This window comes from Methylobacillus rhizosphaerae, from assembly GCF_900187985.1.
Lineage (GTDB): Bacteria > Pseudomonadota > Gammaproteobacteria > Burkholderiales > Methylophilaceae > Methylobacillus > Methylobacillus rhizosphaerae.
Map to the genome: position 1 here is coordinate 141,593 of NZ_FZOA01000007.1, position 21,916 is coordinate 163,508.

The window sequence follows — 21,916 nt, forward strand, 5'->3', positions numbered from 1 at the left end:
TTCGCTGGCCAGCATACTCAGGATTCACTACCAACCTGCATGGGAGACGTATTGTGAACATCCTTGATCCGATTATGCATACTTGGAACCCGGCAACAGACAAATACAGTGGTATGGAGCCGAAAACCAGGGCGTTCCTGGAAGAGCTCGCAGCATCAGACGGTAAGCCGGTAGAAACCCTGGGGGCTGAGGAAGCCAGGAAAACGCTGAGTGATCTGCAAGGTAGTGTAGAGGTTGAACTGGGTAATGTGACAACTGAAAGCCGGGAAATAGCGACCGAAGGTCACTCCATTCATCTGATGGTGGTCAAGCCTGCAGACATTGCGGTTGATCCGCCTGTCATCATGTTCTTCCATGGCGGCGGCTGGGTACTGGGGGATTTTCCGACCCATCAGCGCCTGGTGCATGATCTCTGTATCATGTCCAACTGTGCCGTGGTCTTTGTGGATTACGCGCGCGCACCGGAAGTGCAGTATCCCGCCGCATTGATTGAGTGTTATCTGGCGACCAAGTGGGTGGCACAGCATGGAAGTGACATTGGAGTGGATGGGTCCAGGCTTGTGGTTGCCGGTAATAGCGCGGGTGGCAATGTGGCAACCGTGGTGTGCCTGATGGCCAAGGAGAAGCGAGAACCCTTGATACGTCATCAGACCCTGTTCTGGCCTGTTGCCGATGCTTCTTTTGATACTGGTTCCTATGCCGATTATGCAGACGGATATTTTCTCACCCGCAACATGATGAAATGGTTTTGGGATTCCTATCTGGATGATCAAGAGGCACGGCGCGAGATATATGCATCTCCTGTCCGGGCAACACTGGAGCAATTGAGTGATTTGCCGCCCGCACTGATCCAGACTGCGGAATTCGATGTGTTGCGCGATGAGGGAGAAGCATATGCCCATCGCTTGAGCGACGCAGGCGTCACTGTCATGTGCTCACGTTATTTGGGTGTTATCCATGATTTTGGTTTGCTGAATCCCTTGGCCCGGACGCCGCAAGTGCATGCAGCCATCCTGCAGGCAGCTGGAGAAATCCGCAAATACATCTGATGGAAGCCTTGCTGGATGCCAAGGTTTGACACGGATAATACCTGTGTTTATGATGACGGCATTATGTGCATTCAGCAAATGACATTCCTGCTACTCCCTCAGGCCGTTCTGGGCCTGCTGCTGCGCCTCGCGCGCATCTAACCTTATCTCCTCCTGTCGATGTTATATCCTCGTTCCTGATAGTCAGGGGCAGGGTGCTTGTATCCATTTTCCGGAAACCTCTCACGATGTATAGAAAACCATGTTTTTTCAGACAATTCCGACTGCCAAGCGGTTGTCAGGCCTTGCATGAACGCGGCAGCCTGCCAGCCCCTGATGCCGCATGAACTGATATCTGAAAGAGAAAACAATGTTGAAGAATCCAGGCAGCAAATACCAAGCATTCACTCCGATTGATTTGCCCAATCGGCAGTGGCCAACCCGTACCATTACCCGTGCGCCCATCTGGATGAGTACAGACCTGCGTGATGGCAATCAGGCTTTGTTTGAGCCCATGAATGCGGAGCTCAAGCTGCGCATGTTCCAGATGCTGGTGAAAATCGGTTTCAAGGAAATCGAGGTTGCCTTTCCCTCTGCGTCACAGACGGATTTTGATTTTGTGCGTACGCTGATTGAGGAAGGGCATATCCCGGATGATGTGACCATTGAAGTATTGACCCAAGCACGTGAGGATTTGATTCGCCGTACATTTGAATCCTTGCGTGGTGCAAAACGGGCCATTGTGCATGTCTATAATGCGGTATCCCCCGCTTTCCGCAAGACGGTGTTCCGGACTGACAAGGCTGGTGTCAAGCAGTTTGCCACAGACAGCGCACGCCTGATCAAGCAGTTGGCGGATGAGCGCCCTGAAACCGAGTGGGTGTTCCAGTACAGCCCGGAAACTTTTACCGCGACTGAGCTTGAGTTTGCCAAGGAAGTCTGCGATGCTGTGACGGAAATCTGGCAGGCTACTCCCGAGCGCAAGGTCATCCTGAACTTACCAGCCACCGTGGAAATCGGCACTCCCAATTTCTATGCCGACCAGATCGAGTGGATGCATACCAACCTGGCGCGTCGTGAAGGTGTGATTCTCAGTGTACATCCCCACAATGACCGCGGCACTGCGGTGGCTGCTGCAGAGCTGGCAGTGATGGCTGGTGCAGACCGTATTGAAGGATGCCTGTTTGGCCATGGTGAGCGTACTGGCAATGTCGACCTCGTGACCCTGGCACTCAATCTTTATACACAAGGCGTTGATCCTGCACTGGACTTTTCCCAAATCAATACCGTTGCACGCACTGTGGAAGACTGTACCCAATTGCCTGTGCATCCGCGCCACCCTTATGCGGGAGATCTGGTCTTCACGGCATTTTCCGGTTCACATCAGGATGCGATCAAGAAGGGCTTAGCCGTCCAGAATTCTGATGCAGTCTGGGAAGTTCCGTACTTGCCGATTGATCCTCACGATGTCGGGCGCACTTATGACTCCATCATTCGCGTCAACAGTCAGTCCGGTAAGGGCGGAATCGCTTACCTGCTTGAAACGGGCTATGGCCTGGCCATGCCTCGCCGCATGCAGGTGGAATTCAGCAGTGCGGTGCAACGCATGACAGACAGTAGCGGACAGGAAGTGAGTGCTGACGGCATCTGGCAACTTTTCAATGAAGAATACATCGCGGCAGAAGAGCCGGTGCATTACATTGATCATGTACTGGACGAACAGGGTGATATCCAGCACATTACACTCACTGCGCGCATTCATGGTGTCGAGACTGTGCTCGAAGGCAGAGGTAACGGCCCGATTGATGCGCTGGTGCAGGCATTCGGCAGCAAGTTCCGCATCCATGATTACGAAGAGCGTGCCCTCGGAGCAGGTGCGGCAGCCAAAGCCGTGGCATTTGCCGAGCTGGAGAAGGACGGGCAACCAGGCACGGTTTATGGTGCAGGGATTCACGATAACCTGGTGACAGCATCCATTCTGGCTGTGATCAGTGGTGTCAATCGGCTGTATAACCGGCTTGATACAGCTGCGCAGCAGGAATTCCTGCCAACTTGATGGTGGAGCAGAGTTCAACCTGAACCCCACAAGCCCGGGCTTGTGGGGTTTTTTATTTGCGCTGTGACAGTGGCCGCTTGATTATCAGACGATGTATCAGCAAAGCACCCATGCCGCATCCGGCCATGACCATGGCCATCGGGAAGGTAGTGCCGTCGTGCAGCATATTGACCGAGCCACCAGCCAGTGTGGCGAGGCAGAATTGCAATGAACCCATCAGTGCAGAGGCTGTACCTGCCTGCTGGCCATGGGTGGCCAACGTGGCGGCGCTGGAGTTGGGGCCGATATAACCTATGCTGGCAACAAAACCGAAAATGCCGAGCAGCAGCAGGGGCAGGGTGATATGGCCTGATAATGATAGCCCCAGCAGGATCAAGCCAATACCGCCCGGCAGCCACAATGCGCGTGAAAGCAGCACAGTGGCATCATGTTGCTTCAGGCGCCAGGCGTTGATCTGGCTGAATAGAATCAGGCCGGCGGCATTGGCTGCAAAAATCCAGCCATAGTGCTGTGTTGGAATTTGGTAATACTCAATGAATACAAACGGTGAGCCGGCAATATAGGCAAACATCCCGGCACGCGCCAGGCCGCCGCTCAATGTGTAGCCGAGGAAGCTGCGGTCTGTCAGTAATCTGCTGTAATTCCGCAAGACATGGGTAAGCACCAGTGGCGGCTCATGGCGTGTGTCATGTGTTTCCTCCAGCTGGAAATAGACTGCTATCAGTCCTGCGCTGCCTGCCACTGCCAGTGTGAGGAATAACACACGCCAGTCAAACACGGTGACAATCCAGCCGCCGACCAGTGGTGCAATAATAGGAGCCAGCCCCATCACCAGCATCAACATGGAAAGTGCACGTGCTGTATCGTTGGCGTTACACCTGTCCCGGATAATTGCCATAGTGACCACCATGCCTGCGCACCCTCCGAGAGCCTGCAGGAAACGCCAGGCAATCAGTTCGTGAATGCTGCCTGTAAAAGCGCAGCCGATGGATGCCGCAATATAAATCACCAACCCCACCATTAATGGCAAGCGCCGACCAAAACGGTCGCTTAGTGGTCCATAAAATAGCTGGCCAATGGCTAATCCGATGAAATAACTTGCCAGAGTCAGTTCAGCGCTGCCTGCATGTGCCAGCAGGCTTTTCTCTATTTCCGGGAAGCCCGGCAGGTACATGTCTATGGATAGAGGGGCAAGGCCGGTAAGGGCACCTAACAGGAGCAGCCAACCACTTGTGAGGGAAACGTTGGAAGAAGATGCGTTCTTGTTATGTGTCATAGAAAAATGTCTGATATGTTCAGGCCCCATACTACAGGGCGAGGAGGCCGTTGCACAGGGAAATGAGGCTGCGGCAGGGATGTGGTATCTGGAAACAGAGTCAGAAATACTTCTCGATTTCATATGCCGCAGATACTGCTATCAAGTCATGAGAAACAAAAAGGCATGGTGGTAACCATGCCTTTTTGTTTTTGCAGATCAGCGAGAGTTACTGGAAGAAATCCTTCACTTTTGTCATCCAGGATTTTGCCCGAGGGCTGTGCTTGCCGGAATCCAGCTGATTGATGTCTTCCAGTTCGCGCAACAGTTCCTTCTGTCGTTCGGTCAGCTTGACCGGGGTTTCTACCACGACATGACACATCAGGTCGCCCATGTCGCTGCTTCGCAGTGGTTTGATACCCTTGCCACGCAGACGGAATACAGCGCCAGTCTGAGTTTCTGGAGGGATTTTCATCTTGGCATGACCATCCAGGGTTGGGATTTCGATTTCACCGCCCAGGGCTGCTGTCGTGAAGCTGATCGGCATTTCGCAGTGCAGGTTGGCACCTTCGCGCTGGAAGATGTCATGCTGCTTGAGGTGCACGACAACATAGAGATCGCCGGGAGGGCCGCCGTTGACGCCGGCTTCGCCTTCGCCAGATAGGCGGATGCGATCGCCTTCATCCACGCCGGCTGGTATCTTGACCGAGAGTGTCTTGTGCTGCTTGACACGTCCGCCGCCGTGGCAGGTCGGACACGGTTCCTTGACCATTTGGCCGGAGCCATGACATTTGGGGCAGGTTTGTTGTACGGAGAAGAAACCTTGCTGCATGCGTACCTGGCCATGGCCGCCACAAGTGGTACAAGTGACAGGCTGTGTGCCGGGGCGTGCGCCAGAACCGTGACAGGTTTCGCATTCCGCCATGACAGGAATACGGATCTTGGTTTCGGTGCCGCGGGCTGCGTCTTCCAGTGATATTTCCATGTTGTAGCGCAGGTCCGCGCCACGATAGACATTGGAGCGACGGTTGCCTCCGCCTCCGCCAAAGATATCACCAAAGATGTCACCAAAGGCATCAGCAAAATTGCCAAAGCCCGCACCTCCGGCGCCAGCGCCTGCGCTGGGGTCTACACCTGCGTGGCCATACTGGTCGTAAGCACCGCGTTTCTGGTCATCCGACAGGATTTCGTAGGCTTCCTTGGCTTCCTTGAAGCTTTCTTCGGCCTTGGGATTATCCGGGTTGCGATCCGGATGGAATTTCATCGCCAGCTTGCGGTAAGCCTTCTTGATTTCATCATCCGAAGCGTCCCGGTTGACACCCAGTACCTCGTAATAATCTCTTTTTGCCATATTTTTCTGCTAACAATATCAGTAAGCCCTGAACAAGCCACCGCCTTGCCGCGTGTGGTTCATCCAGGACTTCCTGGAGGCACAGCAGGGAGCATCCTGTGTGCCTCATGAGGTTACATGGTAAAGGACTTACTTCTTGTCATCCTTGACTTCCTCGAACTCGGCATCCACAACTTCGGCGTCCACGGTCTTTTCCTGTGGCTCGCCTTGGTCTGCGGCACCAGCTTCAGCCTGACTGGCAGCGTAAACTTTCTCGCCCAGCTTCTGGGAAGCTTCCATCAAGGCATTGGTCTTGCTCTCGATGGCATCCTTGTCGTCACTCTTGATGACTTCTTCCAGCTCTTTCACCGCGTTCTCTATGGCTTCCTTCTCGTTGGCTTCCAGCTTGTCGCCGTGGTCAGCCAGAGATTTCTTTACGCTGTGGATTGCGCCGTCGGCGCTGTTGCGCGCATCGACCAGTTCACGCAGTTTCTTGTCTTCATCTGCGTACTTGGCGGCATCTTCTTCCATGCGCTTGATCTCTTCATCGGACAAACCGGAGTTGGCTTTGATGGTGATCTTGTTTTCCTTGCCGGTCGCCTTGTCCTTGGCGGACACGTGCAGGATACCGTTGGCGTCGATGTCGAAAGTGACTTCGATCTGCGGCATGCCGCGTGGCGCTGGAGGAATATCGCTCAGGTTGAACTGGCCCAGGCTCTTGTTGCCGGAGGCCACTTCGCGCTCGCCCTGCAGCACATGGATGGTCACGGCGGACTGGTTGTCGTCGGCTGTGGAGAACACTTGTGATGCCTTGGTCGGGATCGTGGTGTTCTTCTGGATCAGTTTGGTCATTACGCTGCCCAGGGTTTCGATACCGAGGGAGAGCGGAGTAACATCAAGCAGCAGCACGTCCTTCACGTCACCCTGCAACACACCGCCCTGGATGGAAGCGCCAACTGCAACGGCTTCGTCAGGGTTCACGTCTTTGCGCGGCTCCTTGCCGAAGAATTCCTTCACCTTTTCCTGTACCTTGGGCATGCGGGTCTGGCCACCGACCAGGATCACGTCCTGAATGTCGGATACCTTGACGCCAGCATCTCGCAAGGCAGTTTCACAAGGCTTGATGGAGCGTTCGATCAGGTCTTCCACCAGGCTTTCGAACTTGGTGCGGGTGATCTTGACTACCAAGTGCTTGGGGCCGCTTGCATCAGCAGTGATGTAAGGCAGGTTGACTTCGGTCTGTGTGCTGGAAGAGAGCTCGATCTTGGCCTTCTCAGCTGCTTCCTTCAGGCGCTGTTTAGCCAGCAGGTCGTTGCGCAGGTCAAGGCCATTTTCCTTCTTGAACTCGTCAGCAAGGAAGTCAATCAGGCGATTGTCGAAGTCTTCACCGCCGAGGAAAGTGTCACCGTTGGTAGAAAGTACTTCAAACTGATGTTCACCATCAATTTCAGAGATATCGATGATGGAGATGTCGAAAGTACCGCCACCCAGGTCATAAACGGCAATCTTGCGATCACCTTCTTGCTTGTCAAGGCCGAAAGCCAATGCCGCGGCAGTTGGTTCGTTGATGATACGCTTGACATCCAGGCCTGCAATACGACCGGCATCCTTGGTTGCCTGGCGCTGAGCATCGTTGAAGTATGCTGGTACTGTGATCACAGCCTCGGTGACTTCTTCACCCAGATAGTCTTCAGCAGTCTTCTTCATCTTGCGCAGTACTTCTGCGGAGATTTGTGGTGGCGCCAGCTTATCATTGCGTACTTCTATCCACGCATCGCCATTATCAGCCTTGGTGATGGTGTAAGGCATCAGGCCGATATCCTTCTGCACTTCCTTTTCTTCGAAGCGGCGGCCGATCAGACGCTTGACTGCGTAGAGTGTGTTCTTTGGGTTGGTCACAGCCTGGCGTTTCGCTGGTGCACCCACCAGAATTTCGCCATCTTCCTGATAAGCAATAATGGATGGCGTGGTGCGAGTGCCTTCTGCATTCTCAATCACACGTGGCTTGCCACCTTCCATGACGGATACGCAGGAGTTGGTGGTGCCTAAATCAATACCAATAATTTTTCCCATTGTCTGGATTCCTTGTGTTCTTTTAATTCAAAGTGGATAACTATGTTGCCAAAGTGGGGATAGGTGAGATGATTTCAAGTCTCTTTGCGAAAAAATCCCCACGGGCAACTGAACCTGATTATTTGGCAACCATCACCAGTGCCGGGCGCAGTACGCGATCATTCAGGGTGTAGCCCTTCTGCAATACGGTAACCACGGTGTTGGGTTCTGCGTCACTTTCCACAGTGCTGATGGCCTGGTGCTTGTTGGGGTCGAATTTTTCGCCCGCTGGGTTGATTTCGACAATACTGAACTTCTCAAATACCGAAGTCAGCTGTTTGGAGGTGAGCTCCACCCCGTCACGGTAGCTTTCCAGTGTGGCTGAGCCTACATTCAGGGCAGCATCCAGGCTGTCCTTGACGGAAAGCAGTTCGTTGGAGAATTTTTCCAGGGCGAACTTGCGTGCCTTGTCAATATCATCTGCAGCCCGGCGACGAATGTTTTCGCCTTCAGCCTTGGCATACAGTACAGCAGCCTGTTGTTCGGCAAGCTGGGCTTCCAGTTCGGCAATCCTGTCATCAACGGAACCTGCTGTCGCGGCATCCTGTGCCGCTGCATCTGTATTGTCGATCAGGTCGGTTTCTGGCGTCTTGTCTTCTTGCTGCATGATAAGTCCCTGTTGGTAATGATGTAACAACGAAGCAAATGGGGATATATATGCAAATTACAAGTAGGGCGGGGTAATTTAAATGTGAACAGCCGCTAATGTTGAGTTAAATATTTGACTTTACTGAATAATGACCTGTTTCAGCGCGTCCAGTACAGTCGCGACTGCCGGTACTTGGTTTTTTCCACCGAGGTTGCGCACCTTGCGTTGGTCATACGCAAGCACACCTGTCAGCTGCGGGTCAGTATCTGTATAGAGTGCGACAGTAGGCTGTTTTAAAGCGGCGGACAGGTGTACCAAGCCGGTATCTACCCCGATGGCTGCCTGGCTGTGTGCGATCACCGATGCGAGTTGATGCAGTGGCAGGCGCGGCAGTACCAGGCAGGAAGGCACTGCCTGGGCAATACGCTGTGCACGTGCCTCTTCGCTGGCATTACCCCAGGGGAGTACCAGTTGCAATCCTTGTTTGTGCAATGAGTGACCCAGCGCTACCCAGAGCGGTTCTGGCCAGAGTTTTGAGTCACGGCTCGTGGCATGCAGTCCAACAATATAATGTGGCGGAAGCTGCCAGCCTGGATCAAGGATGCTGGCAGTAATACCGTAATCCGGAGGCGAGTCTGGAACAGGATAGCCAAGTGCGCGTGCCGCCAGCTCACGATTGCGGGTGACGGCATGCTGGTTGCGGGCAACGGTATGACGGTGCTGATAAAACATGGCAGCCCATGATTCACGGGCGGAAGCACTGTCCTGGCCGTGGTAGGCTCCTTTGGCCTGGCTGCCGATCAGGGCGCTTTTCAGCAATCCTTGGGTATCAATGATGGCATCATAATCCTGGGTACGTAGCTGCTGCCGCATTTGCTGTAGTTCGCGCCAGGTGGCGGGGTGCAGCAAATGCTTGCGCCAGCGTCGAATAGCAACAGTGATGACCTGGGATACGCCTGGGTGCAGGCGCGGAATGTCGGCAAAACTTTCTTCCACTACCCAGTCTATTTCCATATCCGGAAATGCGGCCCTGATGTCCGTAATGACAGGCAGATTGTGGATGACATCTCCCAAAGATGTCGTTTTGATCATGAGCAAACGAGGCATGGACGGCATTTTCGCATACAATCCAGTTTATTTTTTCAATTCAAGGCTGGCGACTGTTGAAGTTTGCATTTTTGACCTTCAAGTATTTCCCGTATGGCGGCATGCAGCGCGATATGCTGCGTACCGCCATACGCTTGTCTCAGGCTGGGCATCATGTGGATATTTTTACCATGTCATGGAGTGGTGAGTTGCCGCAAGGCAATATTGCCGTCCATATCCTGCCTGGGCGTGGCTGGTTCAATTTCCAGAAATACCAGGATTTTATCCGGCAGGCGCAGGCGGAAATTGCCAGTCGGGGCGGTTTTGATCTGGTGGTTGGTTACAATCGCATGGAAGGGTTAGGTGCCTATTTCGCGGCTGACCCTTGCTTTATCGAGCGCGCGCATCGCCAGCGTAACTGGCTGTATCGGTTGACGCCGAGATATCGCTGGTTCCAGCGGATGGAAGAGGCCATTTTCTCGGTGAAGGCCGATACCCAGATGCTGATGGTGGATATGGCGGAGAAGGCCGTGTTCCAGCACTGGTATCACACTCAGGATGCGCGTTTCCACTATATCCCACCATATCTGTCTGCTGAACGCCTGCAATTGCAGGACAGGGCGGAGATGCGCGACTATCTGCGGCATACGTTCAATTTGCCGCAGGATGCGCATGTCGCGTTGCTGGTCGGCTCCGGTTTTTATATGAAAGGGTTGGATCGCGCAGTGATAGCGCTGGCGAAGTTACCCGTGCACTTGAGAAAGAATTTCAAGCTGATCGCCATCGGCCAGGATAAGCCGGAGCCCTTTATACGCATGGCGCGAAAACTGGGAGTCAGCGATCATTTAATCATCTCCGCAGGGCGCCCGGATATTCCACAGCTGATGCAGGGCGCTGATTTCTATCTGCATCCAGCCTACCGGGAAAATACTGGCCTGGTGATCCTGGAAGCGATGGCCAGCGGCTTACCAGTCGTTGCGACGGCCAGTTGTGGTTATGCTACGCATGTGCAGGCGGCAGGGGCTGGCCTGGTTGTGGCAGTGCCTTTTGAGCAGGCTGCATTGGAGAAGACTTTGCGCGATATGCTGGAAATTGTGCAGGCACGTGGTGAGCAGCTACAGGCCTGGCGTGAAAACGGGCTACGTTATGTGCAACAATTGATGCAAGCCAATAATGGCGATGCGGAAGCGCTGATCCTGCAGGATATTGTGATGTCCGGGGCAGTGTCCAACCAAACACAGGAGTCGTTGTAATGACGCGCGAAATATTGGAGTTATCACCAGAAATTCGCGTAGGCGTGCAGGGCGAGGATATATTTGCTGCTGTTATGGATTTGCAGGGTCAGGTGTTTCGTGATGTGCCAGGCCGTAAGACTATCCGGGTTGATATTGCCGGCCAGTCCTGTTTCATCAAACAGCATTTTGGTGTGGGCTGGGGTGAAATTTTCAAGAATCTCTTGGCATTCAAGTTGCCGATTATCAGTGCTGATACGGAGAGGCGGGCAATCGAGGCCCTGGGGAGAATCGGGATTGCCACGACACCATTGGCAGGGTACGGAGAACGCGGGTGCAGCCCTGCAAGCCGGCAGTCTTTCCTGATCACGCATGACCTGGGGGATATCCTTTCGCTGGAAACACTGGCTGAACAATGGGCAGTCACGCCACCAGAGCCACGTTTCAAGCGGCATCTGCTCATTGAAGTGGCATCACTTGCTGCCCGCCTGCATGATAGTGGCCTCAATCATCGTGATTTCTATCTTTGTCATATCTGTCTGGATTTACCACGCCTGCGGCAGGGTGACATTCATTTGTATTTGATAGATCTGCACCGCGTCGGAATCCGTGAGACAATCCGTTCCCGTGATCGTATGAAGGATATGGCCGCGTTATATTTCTCGGCAATGAATGCAGGATTGTCAGCACGCGATTACTTACGTTTCCTGCGCAGGTATCGTGGTCGGTCAATCAGAATTACTCTACAGGAAGAGCGTGATTTCTGGCGGCAGGTACAAGTACGTGCAATCAGACTTTATATCAAATTACACAAAGTTGCGCCTGATCTGCATCAGCTTGGCGGCATCATCGCCTGATTCATGACAGGCTGGCACACAGCCAGGATATCTATGCAAACACCATTCAAGCTTTCTTTGCAGCGCCCGGGTTGGAGTGCTGTTCTCGATTATTACCTGTTTTTCTTCTATTTCTCCGGTATTACGCACATATTGCTGCAGATAAGCGGCGCTACCATTTTTGTCGGCTTGCGCCAGGCGATTGTGATGAGTTTGCTTTGGCTGATTCCTGTTATGTTGTTGCCTCGTTATGCGCGCAAGTTAGCGGCCGGAATCGGATTGGTGCTGTGGGGCTTCTCCCTTGTGAGTCTGGGGTATTTCTGCATTTATGGGCAGGAATTCTCCCAAAGCGTGATGTTCACGATTTTTGAATCCAACCCTGCTGAGTCGAGTGAGTTCATTGCGCATTACTTTGTATGGTGGATGATCCCGGTATTGTTGTTGCATAGTGCAGTTGCCTATTGGTTATGGCATAGGCTGGGCCGGGTGCAAGTCAGCAGGCGGGCGGCCTGGACGGTAAGCCTGTTGATTCTGACACTATTGTTTGTGCAGCCGATGTTCAAGCAGTTGGTGATCAAGAGAGCGGGCCTGGATACGGCTGTTGAGAAGTTGCAGTTGCGGATGGAGCCAGCAGTTCCCTGGCAGATGGTGATTGGCTACATGCATTACCGCAAGCAACTTGCCAATATGGAAGCATTGTTGGAGCAGAACAATAAAGTGCCACCGTTGAATGCATTGCAGGATACCAATGCCGGGCAGCCTGCTACACTGGTATTGGTGCTGGGTGAGTCGACTAATCGCGAGCGCATGAGCCTGTATGGCTATCCGCGCAAAACCACGCCACGGCTGGATGCCATGCGTGAACAATTGAGTGTCTTCGAAAATGTCGTGACTTCCAGGCCTTACACCATCGAGTCACTGACCCAGGTATTGAGTTTTGCGGATCAGGAGCATCCTGATCTCTATCTCACCAAGCCATCACTCATGAATATGATGCGCCAGGCAGATTACAAGTCGTACTGGATTACCAATCATCAGACGATTACCAAGCGCAATACCATGTTGACCAATTTTTCCAAGCAGACTGACAGGCAGTTTTATATGAACAACAGCCGGGCGCAGAATTCACGTGAATACGATGCCAATGTGTTTGCTCCGTTTGAAGAAGTGTTGGCTGACCCTGCTCCCAGGAAATTCATTGTGGTGCACCTGCTTGGTACACATATGAAATATGAGTACCGCTATCCTGCAGAATTCAATGTGTTCCGGGGACGCGCCGGGGTGCCATCCGTACTCGATGATGATGAGGCCGAGGTATACAATAGCTACGATAATGCCGTGCTTTACAATGATTACGTCATGTCTACATTGATTAATACCTTGCGTGAACGTGCCCCGAACAGTCTGCTGGTGTATTTCTCGGATCATGGCGAGGATGTCTATGATGGTCCCGATCATGACATGCTGGGACGCAATGAAAGCAAGCCAACACTGCCGATGTATACCGTGCCATTCATTATCTGGGCGTCCGAACAATGGAAATCCCACCATGACATGAATTTTGAAAGCATGCTGCAACGACCCTACAGCAACGCGCATTTCATTTACACATGGGCAGACCTGGCCGGATTGAGCTTTGATGGATTTGATCCCCAGTTCAGCCTGATCAATTCCCAGTTCAAGGAACATCCGCTGCTTATCGGAAATCCGAACCAGCCTGATACCCTCCATATACTGGATCTGCATGACCACTGAACCGGATTTGCTGCAGCGTTCACAGCAGTTGTTGGGGACGCCATTCGACCTGGTGCTGGACAATGGTGAGCATTTGCAAGTGCTGGAGATTGTGCGGCGTGTGCCGGGGCGGCGTATTGTCTGCCGTGGCATTTGGAAGTCGCAACTGGTCTATGTCAAAATTTTCCTGGGCAAGCAGGCTGAGCGTTATGCCACCCGGGATCGGCGGGGCGTACGGCTGTTGCGCGATGCAGCGATTGCGACTCCTGAGTTATTGTGTGAAACAGGGATTGAGGCGCAAAAAAAGTGCCGCATCCTGGTATTTGCTGCTATCGCCGCGGAAAATGCGGAGCAGGCCTGGTTGCAGTTGGAGGTTGGCGCGAGATTGCAGCTGGCCAGGCGCCTGGTGGAGGCAGTCGCGCATCATCATCAGGCGGGCCTGGTGCAGACTGATTTATACCTCAAGAATTTTCTTGTGACGGAACAGCAGATTTACAGTCTGGATGGTGATGGCATTCGCCCGCAGACTTTCTGGCGGTGGTGGCATCAGCCGCTGGATAACCTCGCGCGCCTTGTGTCCAAGTTTGATGTGGGTTCCGTAGGCGCGTGGTTGCCGGAGTTGCTGCAAGTCTATGCGGATGCACGTGGCCTGAATGCCGTTCCTGCGATCAAGGATATGCAACAACGCATTGCCAGGCATTGGCAGGCTGACATGCGCCAGTATGCGGCCAAGGTGCAGCGCAGTTGTACTGATGTCCGCACATTGAAAACCCCCAGTGCATATCTGGCAATCAACCGGGCGTATGATCACCCTGGGTTGCTGGCAGCGCTTGAGGCACCGGATGCCTTGTTGGGCAAAGCCGGGGTAGCGCGATTGAAGAGTGGCAATACCTGCACGGTTGCTTCTGTGCAAATTGATCAGCGCAATCTTGTGATCAAACGGTACAATATCAAGAATTTCTGGCATTGGTTTGGCCGTATGTGGCGGCCATCACGGGCTGTCCAGGCCTGGGCCAATGCTTATCGGCTGCAGTTGAAGCATATTGCAACACCTGTGGCTGTGGCTGTGCTGGAACGTAGGTGCTGGGGTTTGCGCCGGGAAGCGTATCTGCTGACCGAATATGTTGAAGCGCATGATGCAAAAATGTTTTTTGCTGACCAAACTGTGGATGTAGAGGTCAAGCAGCGGGTTGCCATGTTGATCGTCCAGCTGTTCTACCAGCTTTACTGCCTGCAGCTGGAGCATGGTGACTTCAAGGCAAGTAACCTGTTGATACAGGGGGAGCAGCCGATATTGATTGATCTTGACAGTATGCGCCAATATGGGGACGTGAAACGGTTTCAGCGTCGGCATGTGCGTGATTTACGACGCTTCATGAGGAATTGGCAAAATAACGAGACAGTCCGTTATATTTTCAATAAGGCATTTCTGACAGTTTATACTGATGGCAAGTTATTGCATCAGGCTGGTATTAAATAAAGCGGAAAACGAATGATCATTCTAGGTTTATCTGGTGCGCTGGGGCATGATGCCTCAGCTGCCATTATTGTTGATGGGAAAATTGTGGCAGCGGTGGAAGAAGAGCGTTTCCTCCGTGATAAGCATGCCAAGAACAAGTTTCCCCTGGAAGCTGCACGCTACTGTCTGCGGGAAGCCGGAGTGCGTCCGGATCAGGTAGATATCGTGGCATTTCCCTATGGTGAAATTCCATTAAGCAGTGCTGCGCGCTGGCATTATGCCAAGCGCTATTGGTATGCACCTGACCGTGCGCTCGACGCTATTTTCAACGGCAATCGACGCTTCCGGCGCAACCGTGACAAATCCCTGGACTTGATGCGCGAGCTTGGGCTGACCAAGGCACGCTTTGTGCCGGTCGAACATCACCTTGCGCACGCCAGCAGCGCTTATCATTTGAGTGGATTCAAGGAAAAAACCGCCATCGTCGGTATCGACGGCAAGGGCGAGTACGCCACGACATTCTTCGGCTACGGTGAGAATGGCAAGATTCACAAAATCAAGGAGTTCTACGATCCGGATTCACTGGGTGGCATGTATGGCGCGATCACCGAATATCTTGGCTTCGAAATGCTGGATGGCGAGTTCAAGGTCATGGGGATGGCGCCTTATGGCGACCCTGCGCGCTATGACTTGTCCCGGCTAGCCAAGTTTGAAAATGGCGAACTCAAGATCAATACTGATTATGTCAACGTAGTTGGCTTGCGTCGTTATAAAGAGCAGGGTAAAGGCTTCTATTTCACGCCAAAACTGATCGAATGGCTGGGTCCCAAGCGCAATGGCGACGAGATCGATGACCCTTATATCCATTATGCAGCGTCGGTGCAGAAACTCCTGGAAGATCTCGCACTGGAAATGATCGAGTATTATCTGGGCGACATCATCCGCGAGACTGGCCGTATTGCCATGGCGGGCGGCGTAGCGCTCAACGTCAAGCTCAACCAGCGCATCATTGCCTTGCCGCATGTGAAGGAACTGTTTGTGCAGCCTGCATCCGGCGATAATGGTACATCGCTGGGCGCGGCCAGTTTTGTGGCCGCCGAGATGGGTGAGCCGCTGGAGCCTATGCGTCATGCCTACCTCGGCCCATCATTCACCACAGAGGAGTGCCTTGCCGCCTGCGAGGCACACCCTGCCAAGCCCAAGTTCCAACGTGTTGAAAATGCGTCACAGAAAGGTGCCGAGATCCTCGCTGCCGGCAATCCGTTGGCCTGGTTCCAGGGGCGCATGGAGTTTGGGCCGCGTGCATTGGGCTGTCGCAGTATTCTGGGCGATCCCAGCCATCCTGGCGTGGCGGATCGTATCAATGCTCAGATCAAGTATCGTGAACGTTGGCGCCCATTCTGCCCAAGCATGCTGGATCGTGTGGCGCCAGATATCCTGCAGACAGATCATCCTGCGCCGTATATGACCTTCACTTTTGATGTGGCGGAACATTGGAAGCCGCGTATTCCTGAAGTGGTGCATGAGGATGGGACCGCGCGTGCCCAGGTCGTGACCAGGGAGACCAATCCACGGTATTACGCGCTGATCGAGGAGCTGGAGCGCCTGCGCAACGTGCCTGTAGTGCTCAATACCTCGCTCAATCGGCGTGGTGAACCCATGATCTGCAGCCCGACAGATGCGCTCAATATGTTCTATGGATGTGATCTGGAATATCTCCTCATGGAAGATGTCCTGGTAACCAAAAAATAGACGGGACAAGGCCTGCAGGGGAGTTTTGTTTACTGCAGGCCTATAGTTTTTTTACCTTATCTCAGTCGTGGTTAATTTGACGATGCCTGGCGCTTTCAGCGATAATTCAAAGCTAACCTCCAACTTTTCAGCAGCACAAAATTAATGACACAAACCCTCATAGAAGTCACTGAGCGTATTCGCGAACGTAGTGCGCCAACCCGCAAGGCCTATCTGCAACGTATAGACCAGATCATCAATCGCACACGTGGTGCCGATCGTCTGGGCTGTGCAAACGTGGCGCATGCTTTTGCTGCCTTGCCGAACAATGACAAGTTCCGTGTGGTGGCAGAAAAAGCGCCGCATATCGGTATCGTGACGGCTTACAACGACATGCTGTCGGCTCACCAGCCGTACGAGAATTACCCCAATATCATCCGTGACGAAGCGCGCAAGCATGGTGCCACTGTGCAAGTGGCTGGCGGTGTGCCTGCGATGTGTGACGGGATCACGCAGGGCGAGCCTGGTATGGAGCTGAGCCTGTTCTCGCGCGATACCATTGCCATGAGTACAGCGGTTTCCCTATCCCACGATGTGTTCGATGCGGCATTGATGCTGGGGGTCTGTGACAAAATCGTGCCTGGGTTGCTGATAGGCGCTCTGCATTTTGGCCATTTGCCGACTGTATTCGTGCCTGCTGGCCCGATGGCGACCGGTATAGACAATACAACGAAATCCAAGGTACGCGAGAAATATGCCCAGGGCTTGGTAGGGCGTGAGGAGCTGTTGGCTTCTGAATCCGCGGCCTACCATGGTGCTGGTACCTGTACTTTCTTTGGTACCGCCAATAGTAACCAGATGCTGATTGAGGCGATGGGTTTGCATGTGCCAGGCGCTGCCTTTGTGCATCCGCATGACGATATGCGTGAGATGTTGACCCGGGAGTCAGTCAAGACTGTACTTTCCATCACCAAGGGGCAGCGTTTTACCCCCATTGGCCAGATGGTGGATGAACGCGTTATTGTGAATGCAATCGTGGCTTTGCTCGCTACTGGCGGCAGTACCAATCACCTGATTCACTGGGTAGCTGTGGCGCGTGCAGCAGGCATTATTATTGACTGGTCTGATTTCTCCAAGTTGTCACAGAATACGCCATTGCTGGCCCGTGTCTATCCTAATGGCACGGCCGACGTGAACCAGTTCCAGGCAGCAGGTGGCCCCAGTTTCGTGATTCGTGAACTGGTGGATGCCGGCTATATGCACGGTGACGTGAATTCTGTTGTGATTGGCGGTTTGCGCGATTTCGGCAAGAAGCCAGTCAAATCTGACGATGAACTGATTTGGGTTGACCTGCCGAAGGAAAGTCCGGATGAAACGATAGTGCGTAATGCCTCCAAGCCATTCAGTGCTTCTGGTGGCTTGCGTCTGTTGACTGGCAACCTTGGCCGCTCTGTCATCAAGAGTTCAGCTGTGCCGGAAGACCGCCAGATCATTGAGGCACCTGCCATTGTGTTCAATGGCCAGGAAGAATTGCTGGCCGCGTTTGAACGCGGTGAGTTGGAAAAGGATTTCATTGCGGTCGTACGCTTCCAGGGGCCACGTGCCAATGGTATGCCGGAACTACATAAGCTCACACCACCATTATCCGTACTGCAAGGAAAGGGCTTCCGTGTCGCGATCGTGACCGATGGCCGCATGAGTGGCGCCTCTGGTAAAGTGCCGGCTGCAATTCACTTGAGCCCGGAGGGGGTAGCTGGCGGTGCGATCTGCAAAATCCGTACGGGTGACATGATTCGTCTCAATGCGATTGTCGGTACATTGAATGCGCTAGTTGATGATGAAGAATGGCAGGCGCGTACTGTGGCCGTGATGACGGAAGCACAACGCAACAATAATGGACATGGCATTGGTCGCGAATTGTTTGGCGGGATGCGCAAGAATGTACACAGTGCCGAAGAAGGCGCTGTCACCTGGCTCTAGCCATGTGAAAATGCGCGGGGGATTTCGTTGTTTTTCGCTTGCCGTACTCGCTACTGCTTGTGCTCAAACACCTCGTCCGCCGCAATTTTTAAATGCTAATGGTATCAGTGGTTACAAAATCACGCTCCACTCTCAGTCTTTTAATTATTAACCCATAGGTATAGAACATGAGCACACTAGATTTAGCCAATCACGGCCCGGTCATCCCGGTTATTGTCATCAACAAAGTGGAAGATGCCGTACCTATGGCAGAAGCCTTGCTCGAAGGCGGCATCAAGGTATTGGAAGTGACCTTGCGCACGCCCGTGGCATTGCAGGCAATGGAAGCGATTGCCAAGGCAGTACCTGACGCTATTGTGGGTGCGGGTACTGTACGCAACATCAAAGATGCGCAAAACTGCAAGGACGTTGGTTGCCAGTTTGCCGTTAGCCCCGGCTATACAAGTGAGCTTGGCCGCGCGGCGCGTGAAATGGGCCTGCCTTTGCTGCCTGGCGTTTCCACCGGTAGCGAAATCATGCAGGCTAATGCCGATGACTACTACTTCCTCAAGTTGTTCCCTGCTGTCGCTGTGGGCGGTATCAACCTGCTCAAGGGCTTTGCCGGACCGTTCGGCGATGTCAAGTTCTGCCCGACAGGCGGTGTCACTGTGGAGTCTGCCCCACAATTCCTCGCATTGCCAAACGTCGTTGTATGTGGTGGTACCTGGTTAACACCAGCTGATGCAGTAGCACGTAAGGATTGGGCGCATATCACCAAGCTGGCTAGGGAAGCTTCTGCTATCGTTGCTGCGAAGTAAACACGGAAATGTGATCAATCAACCAAGGCTTGTAGCAATACAGGCCTTTTTATTATCTTTCGCTTATGCCTGCAAAACCGGATCTCGCAAAATATAAAACCATCGTGTTGGATTGTGATGGCGTGGTACTGAACAGCAACCAGACCAAGGTCGATGCGTATTTCAATACAGCCAAACGCATGGGAGGAACAGATGCGCAGGCGCAGGCATTTGTCGACTACCACATCAAGCTGGGCAGTATTCCACGCAACGACAAAATCCGTCATTACATTACCGACATTATCCATCAGCCGTTGACGCCCGAATTGTTCCAGGCGTTTATGGATACCTTTACAGTGATACTGGACGAAACCCTCATGCAGTGCCAGGTTGCACCGGCGCTGCATGAGCTCAAAGCTGCAACCAGCCAGGCAAAGTGGATGTTGATGTCCGGTGGCGACCAGGATGAGTTGCGCCAGATTTTCCCGCGGCGTGGCCTGGATGGCTTGTTCGAACTGGGAATTTATGGCGGCCCGACCAAGAAAAACGAACATCTGGCTCGCATGATTGCGGATGGTACCATCCAGTTCCCGGCCTTGTTTGTCGGCGATAGCCGTTTCGATCATCAGGCATCGACAGGTGCCGGGTTGGACTTTATTTTTGTCAGTGACTGGACGGATATGCCCGATTGGGAAACATACTGCAAACAGCACCATGTGACTGTTTGCCATCATCTGGAAATGTCTCTGAATGAAGCTTTTCCATCAATCTGATGCCTTCCTGATTGGCGTTATACAGATGTGCAGGGAATAGCTGTTATGATCATGCATTATTCATATAGGTTGTATTGGGTTCCATTTGTGAGTATATCCAGACTGGGATTCAACTCGGTGTTACCGATTGGTCGAACTGTATGCTGATTCCCCGGTTGAAAATTCGTGCCAGCTATTTGCTGACTCCAGAACATCTGGAACAGATAAGCCAGAATGCCAACATTCTGGAGCAAGATGAGCGTGGCATCAAAGTAATGAAGCTTGAGAATGGCAATATCCTCAAAATATTCCGTGTGCGGCATATATTCACGTTGGCACGCATTTACTCTTATGCGCGCCAGTTTTGTAAAAATGCGGATAAGCTGAAAAAGCTGGGTATCCCGAGTGTAGATATCGTGCAGTTATTCCACTTTGAAGATAACACGAATACTGCCGTGCTTTATCAGCCTCTACCCGGGGAAACCTTGAACCAGCTGAGCCGATCCGGTCGACTGGATAATGCCTTGATCAAGGCATTTGGTCAATTTGTCGCACATTTGCACCAGCAACGCATTTATTTCCGTTCATTGCATTTTGGCAATGTGGTCAGAACACCAAGTGGCCAGCTTGGCCTCATCGATATTGCGGATCTCAAAATATATCCTTACAGCCTGACTACATGGCATCGTGCGCGTAATTTCAAGCATCTGCAGCGATATGACGAAGATTGGATGGTATTGTCGGAAGCGGACCGGAGAACGTTCGCGGATAGCTATTTTGCGGTAGCTGCATTGCCTGCTGAAACCAAAGCGATGTTGCGATCCAAACTGGCATTTTTATCTGGTGGGTGAGCTATGTATGTTCTTCACATCTGTCATAGTTATTACCCGCCGTTTCTTGATTGTGCCCGTCAGTATGCAGCCCTTTTCACAAACCACCCATATAAGGTAGTGACGGTCTACCTGACAGGAAAGCCTGACCCGGAAGTAGAGAAGATCAGTGCTTCTGATGAGGTGATTTTCCTTGGCTATAGCAGCAAGCAGGTACGGGGGCTCAAGCTGGGAGCGATTGCACGGATTCGCCATCTGGTGAAAAGCCGGGCTTTTGCCTTTTGTATTGCTCATCGTGCAAAACCTACCTATGTGGCATTGCTTGCTAGCGATCTTCCTGTCATCAGTGTGCACCATAACTATGACGATTATGGGCGCTTGACTCGCCGTATCCTTGTTAATTATTACCGTAAGCGATTGTTGATGTTATGTGTCTCGGACTCTGTTCGTGATGAAATGCGCCAGCACCTTGAACACTGGCCTGCTGAGCAGATCCAGACTTTGTATAACCGCATCGATGTGGACGCGCTCAAACAGTCTTTGTTATCCAGGCAGCAAGCACGCCGTGCCTTTGCTCTCGAGGATGATACCTATGTGATTGCCAATGTGGGACGGTTGCACCGTGACAAGGATCAGGCAACCCTGTTACGTGGTTTTGCCGAGGCATTGTCTCAATTGCCAGCCAATACCTTGCTGCTCATCCTCGGTAAGGGCCCCTTGGAGCAGAATCTCAAGGATTTGGCTGATAAATTGGGAGTGGCCGGAAAAGTCCGCTTTGCTGGACAAATTCCTGATGCCAGGTGTTATTTTCGCGCCTTTGATTTGTTTGTCCTGACTTCTGATCATGAGCCTTTTGGCATGGTCCTGCTTGAGGCAATGGCAGCGGAGTTACCTGTCATTTGCAGTAATAGTGGTGGTGGTGCAGAAGTGGTGGCAGGAGTAGGCCAGACATTCCCACTGGGCGATGCTACAGCTTTGCGCGGGGAAATACTCGCAGCAATGCATAGGAAGCATGACAGGGCACATGAAATTCAAGTGTTACAAACCAGGTTCAGTGATGCTGCGGCCCGGGAGAGATTCTGGGCGTTGCCATGGGTCAAGAAAATCAGTAACGTGCATTGGAAATAGTG

17 protein-coding genes are annotated in these 21,916 nt (G+C 52.7%); 12 read left to right on the forward strand and 5 right to left on the reverse strand.

Annotated elements, in window-relative coordinates:
• The first annotated feature begins 53 nt into the window (after positions 1 to 53).
• A complete protein-coding gene (locus CHB59_RS09375) occupies positions 54 to 1,049 on the forward strand; it encodes an alpha/beta hydrolase (protein WP_089375977.1) in 996 nt (331 codons plus the stop codon).
• 349 nt (positions 1,050 to 1,398) lie between these two features.
• Positions 1,399 to 3,084 carry a 2-isopropylmalate synthase gene (gene leuA, locus CHB59_RS09380; RefSeq protein ID WP_089375978.1) on the forward strand — a complete coding sequence of 562 codons (1,686 nt, stop codon included), beginning with the start codon at positions 1,399 to 1,401 and terminating at the stop codon, positions 3,082 to 3,084.
• Positions 3,085 to 3,136: 52 nt separating this feature from the next.
• Here leuA and CHB59_RS09385 read toward each other — a convergent pair whose 3' ends face one another.
• The 5 genes from CHB59_RS09385 to waaC all read right to left on the reverse strand — a co-directional run bounded on the left by CHB59_RS09385 (position 3,137) and on the right by waaC (position 9,462).
• The gene (locus CHB59_RS09385; protein ID WP_089375979.1) at positions 3,137 to 4,360 is read right to left on the reverse strand and encodes a Bcr/CflA family multidrug efflux MFS transporter; all 1,224 of its coding nucleotides are present in this window, start codon (positions 4,358 to 4,360) and stop codon (positions 3,137 to 3,139) included.
• Positions 4,361 to 4,568: 208 nt separating this feature from the next.
• Entirely contained in the window at positions 4,569 to 5,690 is a 1,122-nt protein-coding gene (gene dnaJ / locus CHB59_RS09390; RefSeq protein WP_089375980.1) for a molecular chaperone DnaJ, read from the reverse strand.
• A gap of 129 nt (positions 5,691 to 5,819) precedes the next feature.
• Complete coding sequence (gene dnaK / locus CHB59_RS09395) at positions 5,820 to 7,742, reverse strand: molecular chaperone DnaK (RefSeq protein WP_089375981.1); 1,923 nt, start codon at positions 7,740 to 7,742, stop codon at positions 5,820 to 5,822.
• 118 nt (positions 7,743 to 7,860) lie between these two features.
• Positions 7,861 to 8,388 carry a nucleotide exchange factor GrpE gene (gene grpE, locus CHB59_RS09400; RefSeq protein WP_089375982.1) on the reverse strand — a complete coding sequence of 176 codons (528 nt, stop codon included), beginning with the start codon at positions 8,386 to 8,388 and terminating at the stop codon, positions 7,861 to 7,863.
• A gap of 120 nt (positions 8,389 to 8,508) precedes the next feature.
• Positions 8,509 to 9,462 (reverse strand): lipopolysaccharide heptosyltransferase I, encoded by a 954-nt coding sequence (waaC, locus tag CHB59_RS09405; protein ID WP_245835108.1) that lies wholly within the window; start codon positions 9,460 to 9,462, stop codon positions 8,509 to 8,511.
• A gap of 71 nt (positions 9,463 to 9,533) precedes the next feature.
• On the opposite strand from waaC, the gene CHB59_RS09410 reads away from it, so the two are divergent.
• The 10 genes from CHB59_RS09410 to CHB59_RS09455 all read left to right on the forward strand — a co-directional run bounded on the left by CHB59_RS09410 (position 9,534) and on the right by CHB59_RS09455 (position 21,914).
• Positions 9,534 to 10,709, forward strand: a complete 1,176-nt coding sequence (locus CHB59_RS09410; RefSeq protein WP_089375984.1) for a glycosyltransferase family 4 protein — start codon at positions 9,534 to 9,536, stop codon at positions 10,707 to 10,709.
• Positions 10,709 to 11,545 (forward strand): lipopolysaccharide core heptose(I) kinase RfaP, encoded by an 837-nt coding sequence (gene rfaP, locus CHB59_RS09415; RefSeq protein WP_089375985.1) that lies wholly within the window; start codon positions 10,709 to 10,711, stop codon positions 11,543 to 11,545. Before CHB59_RS09410 ends, rfaP begins: the two co-directional genes overlap by 1 nt.
• A 33-nt stretch (positions 11,546 to 11,578) precedes the next feature.
• Entirely contained in the window at positions 11,579 to 13,279 is a 1,701-nt protein-coding gene (cptA, locus tag CHB59_RS09420) for a phosphoethanolamine transferase CptA (RefSeq protein WP_089375986.1), read from the forward strand.
• Positions 13,269 to 14,738 carry a lipopolysaccharide kinase InaA family protein gene (locus CHB59_RS09425; RefSeq protein ID WP_089375987.1) on the forward strand — a complete coding sequence of 490 codons (1,470 nt, stop codon included), beginning with the start codon at positions 13,269 to 13,271 and terminating at the stop codon, positions 14,736 to 14,738. The genes cptA and CHB59_RS09425 overlap by 11 nt, the downstream gene beginning before the upstream one ends.
• A 12-nt stretch (positions 14,739 to 14,750) precedes the next feature.
• Entirely contained in the window at positions 14,751 to 16,469 is a 1,719-nt protein-coding gene (locus CHB59_RS09430; RefSeq protein WP_089375988.1) for a carbamoyltransferase family protein, read from the forward strand.
• Positions 16,470 to 16,613: 144 nt separating this feature from the next.
• On the forward strand, positions 16,614 to 18,428 hold the full coding sequence (gene edd / locus CHB59_RS09435; protein WP_089375989.1) for a phosphogluconate dehydratase: 1,815 nt from the start codon (positions 16,614 to 16,616) through the stop codon (positions 18,426 to 18,428).
• Between the two features lie 167 nt (positions 18,429 to 18,595).
• Positions 18,596 to 19,225 carry a bifunctional 4-hydroxy-2-oxoglutarate aldolase/2-dehydro-3-deoxy-phosphogluconate aldolase gene (eda, locus tag CHB59_RS09440; RefSeq protein WP_089375990.1) on the forward strand — a complete coding sequence of 210 codons (630 nt, stop codon included), beginning with the start codon at positions 18,596 to 18,598 and terminating at the stop codon, positions 19,223 to 19,225.
• A gap of 65 nt (positions 19,226 to 19,290) precedes the next feature.
• Complete coding sequence (locus CHB59_RS09445) at positions 19,291 to 19,977, forward strand: HAD family hydrolase (protein WP_089375991.1); 687 nt, start codon at positions 19,291 to 19,293, stop codon at positions 19,975 to 19,977.
• 140 nt (positions 19,978 to 20,117) lie between these two features.
• A complete protein-coding gene (locus CHB59_RS09450; RefSeq protein WP_089375992.1) occupies positions 20,118 to 20,807 on the forward strand; it encodes a BUD32 family EKC/KEOPS complex subunit in 690 nt (229 codons plus the stop codon).
• A 3-nt stretch (positions 20,808 to 20,810) separates the two neighbouring features.
• Complete coding sequence (locus CHB59_RS09455; RefSeq protein ID WP_089375993.1) at positions 20,811 to 21,914, forward strand: glycosyltransferase; 1,104 nt, start codon at positions 20,811 to 20,813, stop codon at positions 21,912 to 21,914.
• Positions 21,915 to 21,916: the final 2 nt, after the last annotated feature.

What these genes read in the sequence shown, in the direction of transcription:
- leuA (WP_089375978.1), top strand. Translation starts at nt 1,399, where the DNA reads ATGTTGAAGAATCCAGGCAGCAAATACCAAGCATTCACTCCGATTGAT.
- CHB59_RS09385 (WP_089375979.1), bottom strand. Translation starts at nt 4,360, where the DNA reads ATGACACATAACAAGAACGCATCTTCTTCCAACGTTTCCCTCACAAGT.
- dnaJ (WP_089375980.1), bottom strand. Translation starts at nt 5,690, where the DNA reads ATGGCAAAAAGAGATTATTACGAGGTACTGGGTGTCAACCGGGACGCT.
- dnaK (WP_089375981.1), bottom strand. Translation starts at nt 7,742, where the DNA reads ATGGGAAAAATTATTGGTATTGATTTAGGCACCACCAACTCCTGCGTA.
- grpE (WP_089375982.1), bottom strand. Translation starts at nt 8,388, where the DNA reads ATGCAGCAAGAAGACAAGACGCCAGAAACCGACCTGATCGACAATACA.
- waaC (WP_245835108.1), bottom strand. Translation starts at nt 9,462, where the DNA reads ATGATCAAAACGACATCTTTGGGAGATGTCATCCACAATCTGCCTGTC.
- rfaP (WP_089375985.1), top strand. Translation starts at nt 10,709, where the DNA reads ATGACGCGCGAAATATTGGAGTTATCACCAGAAATTCGCGTAGGCGTG.
- cptA (WP_089375986.1), top strand. Translation starts at nt 11,579, where the DNA reads ATGCAAACACCATTCAAGCTTTCTTTGCAGCGCCCGGGTTGGAGTGCT.
- CHB59_RS09425 (WP_089375987.1), top strand. Translation starts at nt 13,269, where the DNA reads ATGACCACTGAACCGGATTTGCTGCAGCGTTCACAGCAGTTGTTGGGG.
- CHB59_RS09430 (WP_089375988.1), top strand. Translation starts at nt 14,751, where the DNA reads ATGATCATTCTAGGTTTATCTGGTGCGCTGGGGCATGATGCCTCAGCT.
- edd (WP_089375989.1), top strand. Translation starts at nt 16,614, where the DNA reads ATGACACAAACCCTCATAGAAGTCACTGAGCGTATTCGCGAACGTAGT.
- eda (WP_089375990.1), top strand. Translation starts at nt 18,596, where the DNA reads ATGAGCACACTAGATTTAGCCAATCACGGCCCGGTCATCCCGGTTATT.
- CHB59_RS09445 (WP_089375991.1), top strand. Translation starts at nt 19,291, where the DNA reads ATGCCTGCAAAACCGGATCTCGCAAAATATAAAACCATCGTGTTGGAT.
- CHB59_RS09450 (WP_089375992.1), top strand. Translation starts at nt 20,118, where the DNA reads ATGCTGATTCCCCGGTTGAAAATTCGTGCCAGCTATTTGCTGACTCCA.
- CHB59_RS09455 (WP_089375993.1), top strand. Translation starts at nt 20,811, where the DNA reads ATGTATGTTCTTCACATCTGTCATAGTTATTACCCGCCGTTTCTTGAT.